Origin of the sequence: Comamonas fluminis (assembly GCF_019186805.1) — a bacterium.
Lineage (GTDB): Bacteria > Pseudomonadota > Gammaproteobacteria > Burkholderiales > Burkholderiaceae_C > Comamonas > Comamonas fluminis.
The window spans coordinates 4474582-4491170 of sequence record NZ_CP066783.1 but is presented as its reverse complement, the minus strand read 5'-3'; the positions used below and the strand labels follow the sequence as shown (position 1 = coordinate 4491170).

General features: G+C 59.6%; 14 protein-coding genes. 13 read left to right on the top strand and 1 reads right to left on the bottom strand.

The window, feature by feature from the left end:
- Position 1 precedes the first annotated feature (1 nt).
- The 13 genes from JDW18_RS20755 to JDW18_RS20695 all read left to right on the top strand — a co-directional run bounded on the left by JDW18_RS20755 (position 2) and on the right by JDW18_RS20695 (position 13993).
- Complete coding sequence (locus JDW18_RS20755) at positions 2 to 1297, top strand: amidohydrolase family protein (protein WP_218241490.1); 1296 nt, start codon at positions 2 to 4, stop codon at positions 1295 to 1297.
- Positions 1294 to 1755 (top strand): RidA family protein, encoded by a 462-nt coding sequence (locus JDW18_RS20750; RefSeq protein WP_218241489.1) that lies wholly within the window; start codon positions 1294 to 1296, stop codon positions 1753 to 1755. The genes JDW18_RS20755 and JDW18_RS20750 overlap by 4 nt, the downstream gene beginning before the upstream one ends.
- A gap of 33 nt (positions 1756 to 1788) precedes the next feature.
- A complete protein-coding gene (locus JDW18_RS20745) occupies positions 1789 to 2646 on the top strand; it encodes a creatininase family protein (protein ID WP_218241488.1) in 858 nt (285 codons plus the stop codon).
- A gap of 49 nt (positions 2647 to 2695) precedes the next feature.
- Positions 2696 to 3688, top strand: a complete 993-nt coding sequence (locus tag JDW18_RS20740) for an ABC transporter substrate-binding protein (protein ID WP_218241487.1) — start codon at positions 2696 to 2698, stop codon at positions 3686 to 3688.
- Between the two features lie 56 nt (positions 3689 to 3744).
- Positions 3745 to 4557 (top strand): ABC transporter ATP-binding protein, encoded by an 813-nt coding sequence (locus tag JDW18_RS20735; protein ID WP_218241486.1) that lies wholly within the window; start codon positions 3745 to 3747, stop codon positions 4555 to 4557.
- A gap of 116 nt (positions 4558 to 4673) precedes the next feature.
- Positions 4674 to 5456 carry an ABC transporter permease gene (locus JDW18_RS20730; protein WP_246610581.1) on the top strand — a complete coding sequence of 261 codons (783 nt, stop codon included), beginning with the start codon at positions 4674 to 4676 and terminating at the stop codon, positions 5454 to 5456.
- An 87-nt stretch (positions 5457 to 5543) separates the two neighbouring features.
- Entirely contained in the window at positions 5544 to 6944 is a 1401-nt protein-coding gene (locus JDW18_RS20725; RefSeq protein WP_218241484.1) for an FAD-binding oxidoreductase, read from the top strand.
- 270 nt (positions 6945 to 7214) lie between these two features.
- A complete protein-coding gene (gene urtA, locus JDW18_RS20720; RefSeq protein WP_218241483.1) occupies positions 7215 to 8483 on the top strand; it encodes an urea ABC transporter substrate-binding protein in 1269 nt (422 codons plus the stop codon).
- A gap of 107 nt (positions 8484 to 8590) precedes the next feature.
- Positions 8591 to 10204: an urea ABC transporter permease subunit UrtB gene (gene urtB / locus JDW18_RS20715; protein ID WP_218241482.1), complete on the top strand. Its 1614-nt coding sequence runs from the start codon at positions 8591 to 8593 to the stop codon at positions 10202 to 10204.
- Positions 10205 to 10207: 3 nt separating this feature from the next.
- Positions 10208 to 11404, top strand: a complete 1197-nt coding sequence (urtC, locus tag JDW18_RS20710) for an urea ABC transporter permease subunit UrtC (protein WP_218241481.1) — start codon at positions 10208 to 10210, stop codon at positions 11402 to 11404.
- On the top strand, positions 11401 to 12276 hold the full coding sequence (urtD, locus tag JDW18_RS20705; protein ID WP_218241480.1) for an urea ABC transporter ATP-binding protein UrtD: 876 nt from the start codon (positions 11401 to 11403) through the stop codon (positions 12274 to 12276). Before urtC ends, urtD begins: the two co-directional genes overlap by 4 nt.
- Before the next feature lie 183 nt (positions 12277 to 12459).
- Positions 12460 to 13152 carry an urea ABC transporter ATP-binding subunit UrtE gene (gene urtE / locus JDW18_RS20700; protein WP_218241479.1) on the top strand — a complete coding sequence of 231 codons (693 nt, stop codon included), beginning with the start codon at positions 12460 to 12462 and terminating at the stop codon, positions 13150 to 13152.
- 10 nt (positions 13153 to 13162) lie between these two features.
- Positions 13163 to 13993 (top strand): urease accessory protein UreD, encoded by an 831-nt coding sequence (locus tag JDW18_RS20695; RefSeq protein WP_218241478.1) that lies wholly within the window; start codon positions 13163 to 13165, stop codon positions 13991 to 13993.
- 11 nt (positions 13994 to 14004) lie between these two features.
- On the opposite strand, the gene JDW18_RS20690 is transcribed toward JDW18_RS20695, so the two are convergent.
- The gene (locus JDW18_RS20690; RefSeq protein WP_218241477.1) at positions 14005 to 16356 is read right to left on the bottom strand and encodes a cytochrome P450/oxidoreductase; all 2352 of its coding nucleotides are present in this window, start codon (positions 16354 to 16356) and stop codon (positions 14005 to 14007) included.
- Positions 16357 to 16589 lie beyond the last annotated feature (233 nt).

The following is a 16589-nucleotide window of genomic DNA, read 5'->3' as shown; positions in this document are numbered from 1 at the left end:
TATGTCGCCACATCTGACACTTTGCAATGCACGCCTGCCGCGCTGGTTGTTCTCCGGCTTGGGTATCGCTGCTGAAAACGCTTTGGTGCGCGTCGAGATCCTTGCAGGCCGTGTTGCATCGATCAGGGCCGAGGCTGCATTACACCCGCGTGCCGTCGGGTCAGAGCTTTGGGATCTGGAAGGCGCTCTGGTCTTGCCAAGCATGGTGGATGCGCATCTGCATCTGGACAAGGCTTTCACGCTGGAACGCATGGGCGAGGTGCAGCCTGGCTTGCTAGGCGCTATCGACGCCATGATGGTGGACAAAGCCCAATGGACGGCAACCGATGTGCGCCGCCGTGCAGGCTTGGGCCTGCAATGGGCTTATGAAGCGGGTGTATCGCATGCACGGACCCATTGCGATTGGTGGGAGCTAGAAGGCCAACCGGTAGCCTGGAATGTGCTCAAGGAGTTGGCGCAGGAATGGGCCGCCAAACTGGTGTTGGAGCGCGTCAGCCTCATCCCCCTTCATCTGTATGAAGACCGCAGTCTGGCCATGAAGCTGGCGGCCCAGGTGGCAGCCAGCGGCCCGGGCGCTTTGCTGGGCGGCTTTGTGCATTCCACGAACTGGAGCGCCGCGGCCCTGCGCAATCTGTTTGAAGCCGCGCAAGCACATGATCTGGATGTGGACCTGCATGTGGATGAAGAGCTCAACCCTGCAGCCCAAGGTCTTGCTACGACTGCGGCCTTGCTCAAGGAATTGAGCTTTGAAGGTCGCGTGGTCTGTGGTCATACCTGTGCACTGGCCGCGCAGCCGCTGGAGCAGGCTTTGCGCACGCTGGATGCTGTGGCGCAGGTTCCCATCACGATGGTGACCTTGCCGGTGACCAATCTACTGCTGCAGGATGCGCAAACCGGCAGCACGCCGCGCCAGCGTGGATTGACGCTGGTGAAAGAAGCCAGAACACGCGGCATACCGCTGCTAGTGGCCAGTGACAACGTGCAAGACCCGTTCTGTCCGCTGGGCAGCTTTGACCCGCTGGACGCGCTGACAACAGGCGTGGCGGCGGCACAGCTCAATCCAGCGTTTGATCTGTGGAGCGATAGCGTTTGCCGCAGCGACTGGTTGCGCCGCGAAGCAGGTGCCATGCCGCTGCAAACCGGCTCTGTAGCAGATCTGATTATCTTCCCGCAAGCCAATGCCAGCGGCTTTCCATCCCGTACCCAGCGCCGCGTGGTACTGCGCGCGGGCCGCGTCGGCAATGGCGAGCCTCTGGCCAACTGGTTCAACCCTTGTATCGAACGGAGTGCCGCATGAGCAGCGCAAACACCGGCATTGCCCAACCGCTGGCGCGCTATGCGGCCTGGCGCAGAGCAGGCGACTTTATTTTTCTGTCTGGCGTGATTGCGGTGGACCCCGCTGCCAAGCGCATTGTGCGTGGCTATGACGACATTCCGGCAGACGCTGCAACGCTGCTGGGGCGCACGGGCGAGTTCAGCTCCGATATCAAGGAAGGCCCCATCCTCGCCCAAAGCTGGGCGGTGTTGGACAGCATTCGCCAGACGGTAGAGAGCGCAGGCGGGCAGATGAGCGATGTCTTCAAGCTGGTGCAGTACTTCCGCAATCTGGATCACTTTCCGCACTACAGCCGTGTGCGCAAGCTGTTCTTCCCGGGTGAGCCGCCGGCATCCACGGTGGTGGAAGTCTCGGCCATGTTGCCCACGCCAGAAATTCTGATCGAAGTCGAAGCCTCGGCCTATCTGCCACTGCGTTAAAGCAGCCATCCATCACTGATACCGGAGAACCCCATGCTGCACGGATATACCCCCGCCAACCGCTTTCTTCCTTACCTGAGCTGGACAGAAGTGGCTGAGCTGCCCGATAAGGCCAACACCGTGATAGTTCTGCCCGTGGGCGCTATGGAGCAGCACGGCCCACATCTGCCGTGCTCGGTGGACTCCACCATTGCTGCAGGGGTGGTGGGCCATGCGCTCGCACATTTGCCTGCCGATGTGCCGGCTTTCGCCATGGCCCCCATCGTCTATGGCAAGTCCGAAGAGCATTTGCATTTCCCCGGAACCGTGACGCTGACTGGCGAGACCTTGCTGGCCACTATCAATGAGATTGGCGAGTCCGTGTACCGCGCGGGCTTTCGCAAGCTGTTGTTTGTCAATGGTCATGGCGGTCAGCCACAGGTCTTGGAGATTGCCGCACGCGAGCTGCGTTTGCGCCATGGCGACTTTATTGTGGTGCCCAGTTTTACCTGGCGCGTGCCGCATGTGGCAGGGCAGTATTTGTCTGCACTGGAGAAGAAGCTGGCCATGCATGCTGGCCATGCCGAGACCGCTTTGATGCTGGCTCTGGCACCCGAGACCGTGCATATGGAGCGTGCCGTCATCAACTATCCCCCCGCATTTCCATCAAGCCTGCTGTCGCCCGATGGTCGGCCCGCCTGCGCTTGGACGGCGCGTGACTTTGGTCCGAGCGGCGTGATTGGTGACCCCACGCCGGCCACGGCAGAGCAGGGGCAGGAGATTCTGGAATCGCTGGCCAAGAGCTGGGCTGCTGCCATCACTGAATTGCACGAGCTGCAGTGGGCAGCGCGTGAAGAGGCCACCTGGGGCCGTGCCCAGCACCAGGGTCATGTAGAGCCTGCTCTGGCCTGAGATTGTTCAGACCGAATTCACTGTTTACCCACCCTTACGGAGAAGCGCCATGATGAAAACTGCCAAACACCTCAAACCTCTGGCCTGCGCGGCCCTGCTTGCCTGCGGCCTGAGCAACATCAGCCTTGCTCAAGAGAAGTTCACCTATATGACCAACTGGTACGCCCAGGCTGAGCATGGCGGCTTCTACCAAGCGTTGGCAACGGGTTTGTACAAAAAAGCGGGTCTGGATGTCAGCATCAAGATGGGGGGGCCACAGGTCAATATCACACAGATGATGGCTGCAGGCCAAGCTGATTGTGTGATGGGGTCCAGTGATTTGCAGATGGTGCAGATGCGTGAAGGTGGTGTGCCTGTTACCACGGTGGCTGCGGTGTTCCAGAAAGATCCGCAGGTGTTGATCGCGCATGAGGACGTGAAAAAATTTGAAGACCTCAAGGGTAAGACCATCCTGATCGCTTCTTCTGCGCAGCGCGGCTACTGGCCATGGCTCAAGGCCAAGTATGGCTTTACGGATGCGCAGACCCGTCCCTACACCTTCAACATCCAGCCCTTTCTGGTGGACAAGAACTCGGCCCAGCAAGGCTATCTGACTTCGGAGCCGTTTGCGATTCAAAAGGCTGGAGTCAAGGCCAACACACTGATGTTCAGCGACCAGGGCTTTCCGGCCTATGCGACCACCATCTCCTGCATGGACAAGACCATCAAGGAGCGCAACAAGGCCGTGGAATCGTTTGTGAAGGCCACGATGGAAGGCTGGAAGAGCTATTTGGCAGACCCTGCACCCGGCAATGCGCTGATCAAAAAAGACAACCCCAATATGACTGACGAGCAGCTGGCTTATAGCGTTGGCAAGCTCAAGGAGATGGGCATGGTTACCGGTGGCGATGCCGGCAAGCTCGGTATCGGAGCCATGACAGAAGCACGTGTCAAAGCCAGCTACGACTTTCTGGTCAGGGCCAAACTGATTGACTCAGCCAAGGTCAAGCAGTCTGATGCCTACAACCTGAGCCTGATTCAGAACATCAAGGTTATGCCCTGATTGGGGGTAGATGAATGACGCGGTGGCGCAAGCCGCTGCGATAGTGAAAGGTGGCTATGACTGGCTCTGAAACCCTGGCAACAGCAACTCCCGCCGTCGAGGTGCTGTCTGCCGAGAAAACCTACCCCGGAGGCACGCAGGCGCTGCTGCCCGTTGATTTGCGCATTGAAGAAGGTGAGTTTGTCACGCTGCTGGGCCCTTCCGGCTGCGGCAAGAGTACCTTGCTCAAGATGGTGGCGGGCCTGCTGGAGCCTAGCGATGGCAAGCTGCTGCTATGGCGCAAGCCGGTGCAGCAGTTGCAGGCGAGCGGCAAGAAGATGGCTTTCGTTTTTCAGCAGCCCACGCTGATGCCCTGGTCCGATGTGCACACCAATGTGCGGCTGCCGCTGGATCTGGCGGGCGTGTCGCGTGCAGAGGCTGATGCGCGCGTGAACGATGCGCTGGCGCTGGTGGGGCTGTCACGCTTTGCCAAAGCCCTGCCGCGTGAACTATCGGGTGGCATGCAAATGCGGGTTTCGATTGCGCGCGGCTTGGTGACCGAGCCTGATCTGCTGCTGATGGACGAGCCTTTCGGCGCACTCGATGAAATCACGCGCCATAAGCTTGATGCCGAGCTGCTGGAGCTGTGGAACAAGAAAAAGCTCACGGTGATGTTTGTGACCCATTCGATTCACGAGGCGGTCTATCTCTCAAGCCGTGTGGTGATGATGGCGGCGCGCCCAGGCCGCGTGGTGGAAGAGTTCCGCATTGATGCGCCCTTCCCGCGCCCAGCCGAGTTCATGGTCAGCCCAGAGTTCAATCAACGCGCCCAGCAGCTTCAATCGAGTTTGCTGCGTGCCAGCGCATCGCAAGAGGAGAGCTTGTCATGAGCGCCATACCTTCTTCAACTTTGCCGGCTTCTATGGCCGATGACGCTGCTAAGTCCTCCGCGACCGGCCGATCTGCTAAGTCTGCGAAGACCAAGAAACAAAGCACGCCTTGGTTGATGCAGCCAAAGGTGCAGCGTGTACTGCTGCCTTCCCTCGTGGGCGTGGTCCTGCTGCTGATTTGGCAGGCGCTGGTGACGGTTCTGGAGTTGCCGCCTTATCTGGTGCCATCACCGGTGCTGATGATGCAGACCCTGGTGATCGATTGGGCCCCGCTGGGTTGGTCCTTGTGGGTAACCGTCAAGATCACTTTGCTGGCCTTTGGCCTGGCAACGGTGGCGGGTGTACTGATCAGCTTTTTGTTTGTGCAAAGCAAGCTGATCGAAACCGCTCTGTTCCCCTATGCCGTGCTGCTGCAGGTTACGCCGATTGTGGCCGTAGCGCCGCTCATCATCATCTGGGTCAAGGACCCTGTGCTGTCCATGGTGATCTGTGCGGCACTGGTGGCTTTGTTTCCCATCATCAGCAACACAACGCTGGGCTTGCGCAGTGTGGAGCCTGACCTGCTGGCTTACTTCAAGCTCAACCGCGCCAGCCGTTGGCAGGTGCTCAAGCGTTTGCGTATCCCCAGTGCTCTGCCTTACTTCTTTGGCGGGCTGCGTATCTCCTGCGGGCTCGCGTTGATCGGTGCGGTCGTGGCAGAGTTTGTGGCTGGCACCGGCGGACAGGGGGCAGGTCTGGCGTATCAGATTCTGCAAGCTGGCTTTCAGCTCAATATCCCGCGCATGTTTGCTGCACTGCTGCTGATCTCCCTGACTGGCGTCGCGCTGTTTGTGCTGATGGCCTGGTGCACACGCAAAGCGCTGGGTAGCTGGCATGCCAGCGAGTCGGCTAACGACTAAGTTCTGAAACATCAGTTTTGATAGCAACATGTCCAATTAATTGATAGACATGGGGCTTAATTCATCCAAAATTTTGAGAAATATCCCATGACAAGCCATCTGATTGCCCAAACCAGCAGCCAACTGCCAAGCGCTCTGCCAGCGCTGGACTGGATTACCGACAGCATGAAAGTCTCTCGTCTCTCGCAAGACTTTTCGTGGTTCAGTCCGGTGCTCAAAGAAGCATTGCATGGCAAGCGTGGTGATATCGCCGTGCGCCCGCGTACCGAGGCCGAGATTGCGGATGTTGTTGCCCATTGCGCACGCCAAGGCATTCCCCTCACTGTGCGCGGCAGCGGTACAGGCAACTATGGCCAAAGCACACCTTTGCATGGCGGAGTGATACTGGATTTAAGTGGCTACAACAGCCTGTGCTGGGTACGCGGCAGTGTGGGACGGGCGCAGGCTGGCATACGTTTGGCAGATTTTGACCAATTGGCGAGAGCCCGCGGCCAGGAACTACGTTGGCTGCCATCCACTTATCGCAGTGCCACTTTGGGTGGTTTGTTCGGCGGCGGCTTTGGCGGAGCTGGCTCCATCACCTACGGTCCTCTGGCTGCGCCGGGCAATGTGCTGGCCGTGCGTGTGATGACCGTAGAGTCCGAGCCGCGCATTCTGGAGCTGCGCGGTGCTGACGCCATGCTTTTGCACCATACCTACGGCACAACTGGCATTGTGCTGGAGATTGAAGTGGCGCTGACCGAGGCCACCAATTGGACAGAATGCATTGCGACCTTCACCGACTTTGATGGTGCGCTGGCGTTTGCGCAGCAGATTGGCAATGCACCTGGCATTCGCAAAAAAGAGCTAAGCCTGATGGCAGCGCCGATTCCTGCGTACTTCACCAGCCTGGCCGAGCATCTGCCCAAGGATTGCCACGCTGTCATCGTGCTGGTGGCACCAGAAGCCGAAGAAGCCATGCAACTGCTGGTGGAGAGGCACGGCGGCACGCTGAGCTATTGCGAGCGTGGCAAATGGCCTGCAGAGCAGGCCGTGTCCGGCTATAAATCGCTGATTGAATATTGCTGGAATCACACCACCTTGCATGCGCTCAAGCTTGATAAGAGCTTGACCTATCTGCAAACCGGCTATGTCCCTGGTCGTTTTGCCGAGCAGTTGCAGGCGCTGCGCAGCGAGTTGGGCGATGAGGTGCTGTTTCACCTGGAGTTTTTGCGCACCAAGGAGGGGCAATTCAACTGCAGCGGCTTGGAGTTGGTGCGTTTCACCACGCCAGAGCGCCTGAACGCCATCATGGACATCTATCGCAAGCATGGAGTGCAAATCAACAATCCGCATGTCTATGTGGTCGAAGATGGCAAGGTCAACAATCAGCTTGACCCTGCATTGCTGCAAACCAAGGCCGAGATGGACCCTTTCAATCTGCTCAATCCGGGCAAGCTGCGCAGTGCGGCGCTTCCGGCTTGTGTGAAGGCAGCTGGGGTTGCGTAAGACCCCCGGTGCATGAGATCCCGTTTACTCCGCTGCCATGCACTCGCATAGCTCAAGACTCATGCTGATGGAGTGTTTTGCACTGAAATGGTGCTATCTGCGCATTTCTATGCTCGCGTGATTGCCGATTGAGCTGACCGAAGAGGAAAAATCGGCAGCGCCTTGCACCGGTTCTTGGCGGTGCTCCTCTGCAAATCAGGTTTGGCACGGTCCTTGCAGTTGAGGTTTTGCGGTCAATGTGATCGAACAAACCCTCCTGGGAGTGCTGAAATGAATCGTCGCGGAACTCTAACTACTCTGGCTGCATCCATGGCATTGGGCCTTGGACTGTGCTCGCAGGTGCTGGCTGCAGACACCATCAAGGTGGGCGTGCTGCACAGCCTCTCGGGCACCATGGCCATCTCCGAGACTGTGCTCAAGGATACGGTGCTGATGGCGATTGACGACATCAACGCCAAGGGCGGCGTGCTGGGCAAGAAGCTGGAGCCCGTGGTGGTGGACCCTGCTTCCAACTGGCCGCTGTTTGCCGAAAAGGCCAAGCAGTTGATCACCCAGGACAAGGTGGCTGTGGTGTTCGGCTGCTGGACCAGCGTCTCGCGCAAGTCCGTGTTGCCGGTGTTCGAGCAGAACAACGGCCTGTTGTTCTATCCCGTGCAATACGAGGGTGAGGAGCTTTCCAAGAACGTGTTCTACACGGGTGCTGCGCCCAACCAGCAAGCCATTCCGGCCGTTGAATATCTGATGAGCAAGGAAGGTGGTGCTGCCAAGCGCTTTGTACTGTTGGGTACCGACTATGTGTACCCGCGCACCACCAACAAGATTCTGCGTGCCTTCCTCAAGTCCAAGGGTGTGAAGGATTCCGACATCATGGAAACCTACACCCCCTTCGGTCACAGCGATTACCAGACCATCGTGGCCGATGTGAAGAAGTTCTCTACCGGCGGCAAGACGGCGGTGATTTCCACCATCAACGGCGACTCCAACGTGCCCTTCTACAAAGAGCTGGGCAACGCCGGTTTGAAGGCCAAGGATGTGCCCGTGGTGGCCTTCAGCGTGGGCGAGGAAGAACTGCGCGGCGTGGACACCAAGCCACTGGTCGGCCATCTGGCGGCGTGGAACTACTTCATGAGCGTGAAGAACCCCACCAACAGCGCTTTCATCAAGCAGTGGAGTGATTACGCCAAGGCCAAGAACATTGCAGGCCACAAAGACAAACCACTGACCAACGACCCGATGGAAGCCACCTGGATTGGCATTCATATGTGGAAGCAGGCCGTGGAAAAAGCCAAGAGCACGGACACCGACAAGGTGATTGCCGCCATGGCGGGCCAGACCTTTGTGGCGCCTGATGGCTTCACCGTGAAGATGGATGAGAAGAACCACCACCTGCACAAGCCGGTGATGGTGGGCGAGATCAAGGCCGATGGCCAGTTCAGCGTGGTGTGGAAGACCAAGGGCCCGATCAAGGCTCAGCCATGGAGCCCGTTCATCGAAGGCAATGACAAGAAAAAGGACGAGCCTAACGGCAAAAGCTCCTGATTCACCGCCCATGGGCTGGAGAGGTCTGGTGGGCTCTCCAGTCCTGAAAAGATAGCTGCTTGCGCTTTATTGGCAAGGGCTTCCGCGTTAGATATCCGAGATTCCTTATGAACATACTGCGCAAGTCATGGAAGCTGGCATTGGCCGCCGGGCTGGGCTCATTGATGAGCTTTGCCAGTCACGCACTGACAACTGAACAGGCCTATGCCATGGCTGCTGCAGATGACGCAGAGCAACGCGCGCTGGCCATCAAGCAGGCCGTGCTGGCGCCGGATGCACAGGCCGATGGTGGCCGCCTGGCGGCATATCTCAGCGCCCTTTCCGGCGATGAGGTGCGCGTGTCTCAGGGCAAGGTCTATGTGATGCGTGGCGATGCGGCGACCGACCCGGTGACAGGTCAGCCCGTCACACTTCCTGCGGATGCCGAGGAAGTGGTCAGCAATAACTATCTGCGCTCCGTGATCGACACGGCACAGGCCGCGCTGGCGCTGGGCAGCAGCGATGTGCAGGCCCGCCGCAAAGCCGCAGAGCAACTGGCTTTGGAGCCGGATGCATCGCGTTTGCCTTTGCTGGAAAAAGCGCTTTCCACCGAGAAAGATGAACAGGTCAAGGCCCTGCTGGAGCGCAGCATGGCGGCGAGCCTGCTGGGCAGTGACGATGTGCCCCAGCGCCTGAAGGCGGTGGAGCAGCTCTCGCATCAGCAGACGCCGGAGACACAGCTTCTGCTGAACCAGCGCCTGTCCGAAGAGACCGACCCTGGCGTGCAAAAAGCCATCAAGACGGCACTGGCCAGTATTGCCGATGGCCTGGCCTGGGGCGACAGGCTGGGCGCCATTTTCAGCGGCATCAGTCTGGGCTCGGTGTTGCTGCTGGCTGCGCTGGGGTTGGCCATCACCTATGGTTTGATGGGCGTGATCAATATGGCCCATGGCGAGCTGATCATGATCGGCGCCTATGCCACGTATGTGGTGCAACTGCTGTTTCAGCGCTTTGTGCCAGAGGCAGTTTTTGGCTGGTATCTGGTGGTGGCGATTCCTGTCGCCTTTCTGGCCGCGGCACTGGTTGGGGTGATTCTGGAGCGCGGCGTGATTCGCTTCCTCTACGGTCGCCCGCTGGAGACTTTGCTGGCCACCTTCGGCATCAGTCTGGTGTTGCAGCAAACCGTGCGCAGCCTGTTTGGCGCGCAGAACGTGGGCGTGGAAAACCCCAGCTGGATGAGCGGCGGCGTTGCGCTGCTGCCCAATCTCACGCTGCCATACAACCGCATCGCCATCATCGTGTTTGCGTTCGCCGTGCTGGCAGGCGTGGCCTTCATGATTGCCAGAACGCGGCTGGGCCTGTTTGTGCGCGGCGTCACGCAAAACCGCGCCATGGCTTCCTGCGTGGGGGTTAACACGGCACGTACCGACACCTATGCATTTGCGCTGGGCTCTGGCATTGCAGGGCTTGCAGGTTGCGCCCTGAGTCAGATCGGCAATGTGGGCCCGGATCTGGGGCAGAACTACATCGTGGACAGTTTTCTGGTGGTGGTGCTGGGTGGCGTGGGTCAGCTCGCGGGCACGGTTTATGCGGCGCTGGGCCTGGGTGTGCTGTCCAAGCTGCTCGAAGGCTGGACGGGCGCTGTACTGGCCAAGATTGCCGTGCTGCTGTTCATCGTGGTGTTTATTCAAAAGCGTCCGCAGGGAATCTTCGCCCTGAAAGGTCGCAGCGCGGAAGCCTGACCTATGACTACAAATCCCACGCTTCAACTTCCTGCGCCAGAGCGCTTGCTTAGCGGCAAAGGCTGGACAGCATTTCTGTTGACGTTGATCGTCATTTGCGCCGTCGCTCCCGCGCTCAATCTGTGGTTGCCTGAAAGCAGCGCGCTGCATCTGTCGGACTACATGGTGGGCCTGCTGGGCAAGTTCATGTGCTACGCCATCTGTGCGCTGGCCATTGACCTGATCTGGGGCTACACCGGCATTCTGAGCCTGGGGCACGGCCTGTTCTTTGCGCTGGGCGGCTATGTGATGGGCATGTACCTGATGCGCGAGGCCGCAGGCCCCGATGCATTGCCAGCTTTCATGGGCTTTCTGGACTGGAAAACGTTGCCATGGCACTGGGCCCTGTCCGGCAGCTTTGTTGCCACTGTGGTTCTGGTGTTTCTGGTGCCGGGTTTGATTGGCGGGCTGTTTGGGTATTTCGCCTTCCGCTCGCGTATCAAGGGTGTGTATTTCTCCATCATCACCCAGGCGCTGACCTATGCCGCCATGCTGCTGTTCTTTCGCAATGAGACGGGCTTTGGCGGCAACAATGGCTTCACGGGTTTCAAGACGCTGCTTGGCTTTTCGCTGAACACGCAAACCATGCATGTGCTGCTGTTTGCGCTGTCGGGGCTGGCGCTACTGGGCTGCTTTCTGTTTTCGCGCTGGTTGGTGCGCAGCAAATACGGCCGTGTGCTGCAGGCCGTGCGTGATGCGGAAACGCGCACCATGTTTTGCGGCTACAACCCGCTGCCTTACAAGCTGTCGATCTGGGTCATCTCGGCCATGATGTGCGGTCTGGCCGGCGCTCTCTATGTGCCGCAGGTGGGCATCATCAACCCCAGCGAAATGAGCGTGGGCAATTCCATCGAAATGGCTGTGTGGACGGCCGTGGGAGGTCGTGCTTCACTGGTCGGCCCCATCATGGGTGCGTTTGCTGTCAATGGGGGCAAAAGTTGGCTCACCGTGGCTGCACCCGAATACTGGCTGTATGTGCTGGGCGCGCTGTTCATCATCGTGACCCTGTTCATGCCCGGTGGCCTAATTCGCTTGCCGCAGCAGCTTCACGCTTGGCGCGAAAAACGCAAGGCTCAGTCGAAAACCGTGCATAGCCCCGTTGGCGAATCCATGACGCAAGAGGGCGGTGCCACCGCTGCCTTGAAAGGAGCCCGCGCATGACCCCGGATCTGATGCAGGAAGGCGCGCAGCGCCTGGCCGACTATCAACTGCGCGAAGCCGCGCTGCACACCGAATCGGGTGGCCGCAGCGCCAGTTTGGCGCGCCCTGTGATAGCGGGTGAAGTAGATGTGACCCATGGCCGCATTCTTTACCTCGAAGACGTGCATGTGAGCTTTGACGGCTTCAAGGCCATCAACGGCTTGAATCTCGATATCGCACCCGGCGAGCTGCGCTGCATCATTGGCCCCAACGGCGCGGGCAAGACCACGATGATGGACATCATCACCGGCAAGACGCGGCCCGACAGCGGCACAGTGTTCTTTGGCTCCACCATTGATCTGCTGCGCTACAAGGAGCCCGAGATTGCCGCCATGGGCATTGGCCGCAAGTTCCAGAAGCCCACGGTGTTCGAGGAGCTCAGTGTGTTCGAAAACCTGGAGCTGGCGCTCAAGACGCACAAGGGCATCGCGGCCTCCATGCTGTTCAAGCTCAGCGGCGCGCAAAAGGACCGCATCGCTGAGGTGCTGCACACCATTCACCTGGCCGGCAGTGTGACGCGGCAGGCAGGCTTGCTGAGCCACGGCCAGAAGCAATGGCTGGAGATCGGAATGCTGCTGGTGCAAGAGCCCAAGCTGCTGCTGCTCGACGAACCCGTGGCTGGCATGACCGATGAAGAAACCGTGCGCACGGCCGAGCTGTTTCTGAGCCTCAAAGGCAAGCATTCGCTGATGGTGGTGGAGCACGACATGAGCTTTATCGACACCATCAGCGAAAAGGTCACCGTGCTGTGCGATGGATCGGTGCTGGCCGAGGGAACGCTGGCGCAGGTGCAGGCGGATGAGCGGGTGATTGAGGTGTATCTGGGACGTTAACCCTCTGAGCCGCTTCGCCTAGGCGGCTCCGCGCCTTCCCCCTTCTCTTCGGAAAGGGGACGACACCTTCGCCGCGGGGCGGCTCTTGCTCGGTGTCCTGGGTTGGGATATGCCTGTGCGACAGATGTGTACTATGAAAAATGTAGCTGCTTGCGCTTGATGTGTAAGCGTCGGAGTTCAAAAATGCTTAAAGTTCAAAACCTGCACCAGTACTACGGCGGCTCGCACATCCTGCGGGATGTGAACATCACGGCGGAGATTGGCAAAGTCACGGTGCTGCTGGGCCGCAATGGCGTGGGCAAGACCACCTTGTTGAAAAGCCTGATGGGCCTAGTGCCCATCAAAAGCGGCAGCATTGAATGGCAGGGCAAAGATATTGCGAAGCGCACGCCCTATGAGCGTGCACGTAGCGGCATTGGCTTTGTACCCCAGGGGCGTGAAATCTTCTCGCGGCTATCGGTCGAAGACAACCTTCGTATGGGGCTGTCTTACTGCTCAGCGCGCACCAAAATTCCGGCTGAGCTGTACGAGCTGTTCCCGGTGCTCAAGCAAATGCTGCACCGCCGTGGCGGCGATCTCTCGGGTGGTCAACAGCAGCAACTGGCTATTGCGCGTGCGCTGGCGCCTCAGCCCAAAATTCTGATTCTGGACGAGCCCACCGAGGGCATTCAGCCCAGCATCATCAAAGACATCGGCCGCGTCATCCGCATGCTGGCCAATCGCGGTGACATGGCGATTTTGCTGTGCGAGCAGTACTACGACTTTGCCGAAGAACTGGCCGACCACTACGTAGTGATGGAACGCGGCGAGGTGATTGCATCCGGCCCTGGCAGCGAGATGCAGGAGAAGAACGTGCGTTCGTTGGTGGCGATTTGAGAAAGCCGCTATGACATGGCACGCAAAACTGGCGCTGAATTACGCGCTGCAGGCGGATAAGACTTCGGTGCATTTCACCCATGATGGGCCGCTGCGCATTCTCAAAAGCCTGTACCCAGAAGGCCCGGGTATCTGCCACAACGTGCTGGTGCATCCGCCGGGTGGGCTGGTGGGGGGGGATGTACTCGACATTGACGTCGAGGTCGAAGCAGGCGCGCACGCGCTGGTGACCACGCCTGGTGCTACGCGCTTTTACAAGAGCAATGGCAAGCAGGCACTGCAGCGCACAAAGCTGAAGCTGTTGCAAGGTGCAAGGCTGGAGTGGCTACCGCTGGAGGCGATTGCGTACAACGCCTGCGATGCCGTCAACCATCTGGAGTTTGACCTTGCCGAAGATGCGCAGCTGCTGACCTGGGATGTGACTGCGCTGGGTTTGCCACTGGCTGCTCAGCCCTTTGAGGATGGAGTGTTCGAGCAGCATATCGAGTGGCCTGGTCGTTTTCTGGAGCGTGGCGTGGTCAATGCACAGGATGATTTGCTGCTCAACGGTGACCTGGGGCTGGCGGGACATCGCTGCCTGGCCAGCCTTATTTTTGCCAGCGGTACTCCTATTGCACGCGCTCAGCGCGAAGCCTTGCTGGAGGCATCGCATGAACTGCTGGGCGCAGCCCCGGAAGGTGTGTGGAGTGGTGTGACTTCCCCGAATGAAAACATGCTGGTTTTGCGCGGTGTATCACCTGTGGTTGAGCCTGTGATGATACTGTGGAAAAAACTGTGGATGCTTTGGAGAAAAGAACTCTGGGGGCTGGAGGGCACAGCCCCCAGAATCTGGAGCATGTGAGTTGCCGAGGCTTACAGGGCCAGCACGATTTTTTGTTCTGCGTTTCTGGCGCGAGAGCAGCAGCTCATCATCTTGGTGCAGGCCGCGCGTTCGGCGCGGGTCAGCACCATGTCGCGGTGGTCGATATCGCCCTCGATCACCTGTACTTCGCAGGAGCCGCACAGACCTTCGCGGCAATCGCATTCAACATCGATATTGGCGCCTCGAAGCGCGTCGAGCAGGGTTTCGTCATTGCGCACCTGCAGCGTGATGCCTGACTCGCGCAGTTCCACCTCGAAGCCATGCTCCTTGCTGGGGTCCAGGGCGCCAAGGGTGCTGGAGAAATGCTCCACGCGCAGGCTGTCCTCGGGCCAGTGGCTGCTGGCCTGCTCCAGCCCGTCCAGCATGCGCTGCGGGCCGCAGGCATAGATTTGTGCACCGGGCTGGGCGGTGGCCAGCAGGGCAAAGTAGTCGGCACGCTGGCCTTCCGCGCCCACATAGGTGTGCAGCTTGTCGCCATGCAGAGCCTGCAATGCATTCAGCAGCGCCATGCGCTGGCGCTGGCTACAGCTGTAGTGAATTTCATAGGAAATTCCCAGCGCCTTGGCGCGGGCAGCCATGGCGGCAATGGGCGTGATGCCTATGCCGCCAGCCACCAGAATCAGGTGCTTTGCTGTTTCATCAAGCTTGAAGTGATTGCGCGGGCCGCGCATCTGTACTTTTATCCCAGGCTGAAGTGCGCTGTGCACCCAGGCCGAGCCGCCACGGCTGGCTTCTTCGCGCAGCACGGCGACCTCATACACATCGGCTTGGGTTGGGTCGCCGCACAGCGAATACTGGCGCGAGATACCGGTGTCGCCGCATTGCAGATCAATGTGCGAGCCGGGTGTCCAGCGCGGCAGATCGCGCCCATCGGGCGCTTTGAGGCGCACGCGCAGCACATCTTGCGCAATCAGCTCGGCGCTGTCCACCAGCATGCTGCGGCTTACGCCGCCTTGGGACGATTCGCCAATGCGCACGGGCTGTTGGGCTTGCAGCACCGCTGGGTTGCTGCGCTCGGGGTTCTGGTTCACATCCCATTGAACCCACAGATGCTCGGGGCCGCGGAAGGAGGTATTGGGCACATAGCTGAAGGTTTGCTCGGCCAGCTTCATATGCGGCATGCGGCGTGTGAATTCTTCCAGGAAGATTTGCATCTCCATGCGCGCCAGGTTCTTGCCCATGCACTGGTGTGAGCCATAGCCAAAGGTCAGGTGGTCGCTGGCGTTGTCGCGGTGAATGTCGAACAGGTCGGCATCCACAAAATGCTGCTCGTCATGGTTGGCCGAGGAGGTGACGATCAGCAGCTTGCTGCCAGCGGGAATTGCCTGGCCGCCAATCACCACATCCTTGGTGGCCAGGCGTCGCCATGCAGCGACCGAGCCGTTGTGGCGCAGGCATTCCTCCACGGCATTGGGAATCAGCGAAGGGTCGTCGCAGATTTCCTGCCAGACCTTGGGGTGCTGCAGCAGCAGCTTGATCGCATTGGCTGTGGCGTTGGCCGTGGTTTCGTGCGCGGCGACGATGCCGGCCATCATCATGGAATGCAGATAGGAGTCGGTGACGACTTCGGGCATTTCCTTTTGCTTGCGGATACCGTACTGCATCCAGCCATCGGCCTCGGGGTTGGCACGCATTTTGTCCAGCACCTTGCCCGCGTATTGCCAGAAGTTGCCCACGGCATGGGCCACGGCCACCTGCTCTTCGGTTTTGGGGCGGCCCCAGGTGTTGACGGTGTGGGCAATGCTGTATTCGCGCAGCGCGTCCATATCGTCCTCGGGCACGCCCAGGAAGTGCATGGCGACGGTGAGTGGCACTTCCCACAGCATCTGGTCGACCAGATCGGCGCGGCCATCGTTGATGAAGCGGTCCACATATTCGCGCGCCAGCTTGCGCACCATGGGCTCGTGGTGTTTGAGCGCTTCGGGCGTGAACGGCTCCATCAGCGCACGGCGGCGCGGCATATGGGCAGGCTCGTCCTCGTTGACCAGCGTGCGGTTCAGTGCAAAGCCATAGCTGGCCAGTACTGCGTTGGCTTCGTCGCCGGTAGGTGTGATTTTCTCCAGCGCAATGGAGGGGCTGAAGGTGATGTTGTCGCGAAAAATCGCCTTGATGTCGTCAAAGCGTGCCACCACCCAGTAGCCCAGTTGCGGGCTGTAGAACACAGGCTCCTGCTCGCGTGCCCAGCGCACATATTCGGGCGGGTCTTGCTGGTAGCCATCACCAAACGGATCGAAAGCGGCAGCGCCATGGCTGATGGGGCAGCCGGTCGGGCCTTTGGCGTCAGTGGGTTGGGTGAACTGGCTGTGATCGATGGGGCAACGTGCGGCGGTGGAAACAGTCATGACTCTCTCGCTAACTCGGGTGGCAGGGCGATGGCGGGCTTGCCATCACAACAGAGTGCAGAGGCGGCCTGCCGCCAGCCTCTGCTTTTCAAATCCATGTGTTGAACAACTGCATGGCAGTTGTTAGCGGCCCCCTGTCTTAAGACGAGGGACAGCAAGCAAGAGCCGCCTCGCCGCGAGGCTGTCGCCCCTGGGGGCGCCCGGCTAGGGGAAGGCGCGAAGCGACTCAGGGG